Origin of the sequence: Endozoicomonas sp. ALE010 (genome assembly GCF_049310165.1) — a bacterium.
In the GTDB taxonomy this organism is placed as follows: Bacteria; Pseudomonadota; Gammaproteobacteria; order Pseudomonadales; family Endozoicomonadaceae; genus Endozoicomonas.
The window spans coordinates 1-3,641 of sequence record NZ_JBLYNV010000146.1 but is presented as its reverse complement, the minus strand read 5'-3'; the positions used below and the strand labels follow the sequence as shown (position 1 = coordinate 3,641).

3 protein-coding genes are annotated in these 3,641 nt (G+C 49.0%); all 3 read left to right on the top strand.

Going from position 1 to position 3,641, the window contains the following annotated elements; all coding sequences use genetic code 11:
* A partial coding sequence (locus ACO6UY_RS24180) for a hypothetical protein (protein ID WP_422491596.1) occupies positions 1-1,317 on the top strand: 1,317 nt, incomplete at its 5' end.
* A complete protein-coding gene (locus ACO6UY_RS24175; RefSeq protein ID WP_422491594.1) occupies positions 1,317-2,567 on the top strand; it encodes a hypothetical protein in 1,251 nt (416 codons plus the stop codon). The genes ACO6UY_RS24180 and ACO6UY_RS24175, both read left to right, overlap by 1 nt.
* Before the next feature lie 3 nt (positions 2,568-2,570).
* Positions 2,571-3,620, top strand: a complete 1,050-nt coding sequence (locus ACO6UY_RS24170) for a hypothetical protein (protein ID WP_422491592.1) — start codon at positions 2,571-2,573, stop codon at positions 3,618-3,620.
* The last annotated feature ends 21 nt before the right edge of the window (positions 3,621-3,641 follow it).

The following is a 3,641-nucleotide window of genomic DNA, read 5'->3' as shown; positions in this document are numbered from 1 at the left end:
GACCGGGATGGCTCTCTCTATAAAAACCTGAGCACAGAAACCAATGCCGGTGTTCAGGTTGGCAGGGTCGATTACAGCGGCGGGCTGGCGAAACTGGCCAGCTACCCATCCGGCACCGTCAATACGGCCACCATTCAGGCAGCGGCCACCATCGGGGTCGGCTTTGGCATAAATGCGGTGGCCTTCCGTACTCCGGTTGCTCCTGTTCGACAGGGCAGCTTGCAGCTAACGGCTGTGCGGGTGGACACCGGGGATGTGATTACTGCGACAGCTGACTTTAATGGTGATTTCAAAACTTCAGAGGTGGCAGGAAACATCGACGTGACTACTGGCTGGTGCGAGATTGAGTTTACCGATGGTACTGATCCGATTTACGTCATCCCGCAAAGCGTCCGTTACAACTGCGTGGTGGAAACCAGCCTGCCGCTTGATGCTGAACTGATCGGCCTTGACCCGGTACGTCTGCCTCCCGATGGCAAGGTTCCCATCTATCGAGCCGGGGATATTGTGGTTATAAGTCATACGGCAACCACCGATATCGGTACTCCAACGGCAGGTCAGGTGATTAACCTGGCTCGTGATCATCAGGCAGAAATTACCATTATTGATGCCAATGGTAACTATTTGTCTCCTGACCAGTATACCAGTGACCGGGAGACAGGAACTGTTACCTTTGCCGATCCGTTGAGCCTGATTGATGCTGACAGTAGCCAGCTATCGGCACCCTATAGCATCAAGGATCGGGTGGAGCACATGAGCGTATTGAGCGATGTGCAGATCAATGGCGACCTGTCCATTATCTCCCCGGTGCCTTGGGATTTGCCCGCAGGCGAAACCTCGGTCAGCAGTGCGGTGGTCTATGGCGATCTTCAGGCGAGAGTGAAAAACTTTTTCAGCCAGAAGGTATGGGATAGCGGCGATCCAAACTGGACGGATGACCGGGTTAGAGACCAGACAACTGCCCAATACAACACCATCAACTACCCGGTGGAAGCGACCAACAAGGGGGCTATTTATGGAAAGTGGGCAGTCATATTTACCAGCAGCACAGCTTTCCAGATTGTTGAGGAAAAGCTGGGGATAATAGCCACCGGCAGCACAGCAACCGATACCGCACCCATTAACCCGGAAACAGGAGTGCCTTATTTCACGATGAAAGCCGATGGTTGGGGCAGTGGCTGGTCAACAGGCAACGCTATCCGTTTCAATACCGATGGGTGCCTTGCGCCAGTTTGGATTTGTCGGACGGTGCTTTCAGGTCAGGGTACGGAAACAAACGACGATTTCACGCTACAGATTCGGGGGGATGCTGACTGATGGCAGTGAAAAACTTTAAGCAATATGTCTTGGATCATACTCATCCCACGAGCCTGTATACTTTTGAGCCTCCTGAGCAAAGTGTATTAGATTTAGACTTTGGTATGTTTGAGGAAGATTTTTCAGGCAATGGGCATCATTTACATACAACTAATACTTATAATCCTGAATTAGCCCGTTTCTCAAGTGGGAATCCGGTTTTTGGTTTGGATCATTACTTACAATCAACGGCAGTAATTGGTGCCAATACTGGTCTTTATGGTAAAAATCCGGGCTTACTTTACGAGTTCACAGTTTACGGATGGTTTAAGCCACCAACTAACACGTCCGGTGATCAGTTTATTTTTGGGCTGCGAAGAGGTAGCGCTGCTCCTTCTTGGTGTATATATACAGTCAATGACGAATATATAAGGGCAAGGTATAGAGGGACTAATTACTATCTAAGTCAGTATCCACTAATTCAAGGCTGGAACTCTCTTCTTGTCAGGAAGCGATACTCTTATTCAGGTGACAAAAATTATTTAGAAGTATTTTTAAATAATGTATTAATTAAAACTATCACTGCTGACGATTATCTTCTTAACCCAAACCAGACTTTTAAGCTTTTCTCACAAAAAGGGCAGACATCTGAAAACGGTTATTCGACACCAGCCAACGATATAGCATTAGGCTGTGTGGCTGTTTGGAGTAGAGCGTTAACGGACGATGAAATCAACAATTTGCATCAGGCAAGTACTACTGGGATAGACATGCCTGATGCTGGTGGTGGTGGAGGCATCCAGATTCCGGGGAATGGTAATACAACAACTGTTAGTGGGAATATCAAAGAGAATGATTTACCCGTCAGTCGTCGGGTGTTTGCTGTTAGCCAAGAAGCTCTGCCCATCGGGGGATCAAATGATACCAGTCAAGCCGTATTGGGATCAGCAATCAGTGATCCTGATAGCGGTAATTACAATATTGATACATCCCCTTATGAGGGAGCAGTGCTTGTCGTTGCTGAGGATGACTATGGTAGCGAATGGCAACCTGATACTAATTATCAGGTCAACGATGTTATCAGGCCGGTCAATTTCCAAGGATACGTTTACTATTGCACTGTTGCTGGAGCGAGCAATAGTACTGAGCCGGTGTGGTGGATTGATACCGATAACGTCCAAAGTGTAGGCACTGCAAAATTCAAGGCAAAGCCCTTCAGTCGACCACTAGCCCATGGGCCGGTTAATCCTACTATTATCCCAAATCAATAATTTATGGCTTATGTAATTACAGCTCCGGTTGATTTCGCTTTTGGTCTTGATGCATATAAGCCGGGTGCTGACTTTGGCTTTTATCCGACAGCCAGATATGCCTTTGTTCCGCCACCTTCCGTTATCCGGTTTTATCAGGGTAACTGGAAAAAAGCCATTGGCCGACAGCAGCAAAGAGCGGCGGTTTACTCCACCAGTCGGCCTGTCAGCTCTTCCCGGACGCAAAGTAGTCGGCAGGCAAGGTCTGTGGAAACCTCACCTTTTGGGCTATTTTGGGGGGCAGTGGCTAAAAAGGAAGCTCAGGTCAGTTTCAGTCATAGCGACAGCCTGAAAAAAGAGGCGACAGCTGACGGGCGTTGGCAGCAGGCTGTTAAAATAGACGGTCATAAGTCGCAGCGATGGGATCAGTCCATTCAGGCAAAGGATGAGAAAGATCGTATTTTCTGGAACCGACCTGTTGTAAGAGACAGCAACCAGATCAGCAGCTTCCGGCGAGTGGATGAGTTCAGTCCTGCTCATCAGATAGAGAAGCTTGGCTACCTGATACCGAGCCTCCTTAACTTCCGCTTTGCTGGCATTCCCTATTCGCCCGAAACCACACCTGCTGTTTATTTCCGAATGGGACGATTAGTTGATACCAAGGTTATTCAGCCAAGGGATAGCAAGCGGCGCTTTGCCTTCCAGAAAAACAGAGCCGAGGATCAGCCGGTTATTATACCGTGGGGCATCGGCCAGAAAGCCAAGGATGAAACGGTAACCGGCAACTATGGCGGCGAGACAGACCCGGTCGTTGTGGAAAAGCCGGAGCCGGAACAGCCAGAAATCAGGGAGAGTTATCTGCTTATGAACATCATCACCACTGTCGTTTTGCCTGCCCGGACACCGCTTGAACTGCCCTCAATGGATATCAGCCTGGATATTGATAGCTTCTCATGGAGCTTTACCGGGCAGTTGTGGGGCGCTTCCAATATCGCACTGGTGGAACTGCATATTCTGGCTAATCGTGAACGCTCATTCTGGCAAAGCGTGAACACGAATTCTGGCCAGGCGTGAACATGGATTCTGGCTGATCGT

What these genes read in the sequence shown, in the direction of transcription:
- ACO6UY_RS24175 (WP_422491594.1), top strand. Translation starts at nt 1,317, where the DNA reads ATGGCAGTGAAAAACTTTAAGCAATATGTCTTGGATCATACTCATCCC.
- ACO6UY_RS24170 (WP_422491592.1), top strand. Translation starts at nt 2,571, where the DNA reads ATGGCTTATGTAATTACAGCTCCGGTTGATTTCGCTTTTGGTCTTGAT.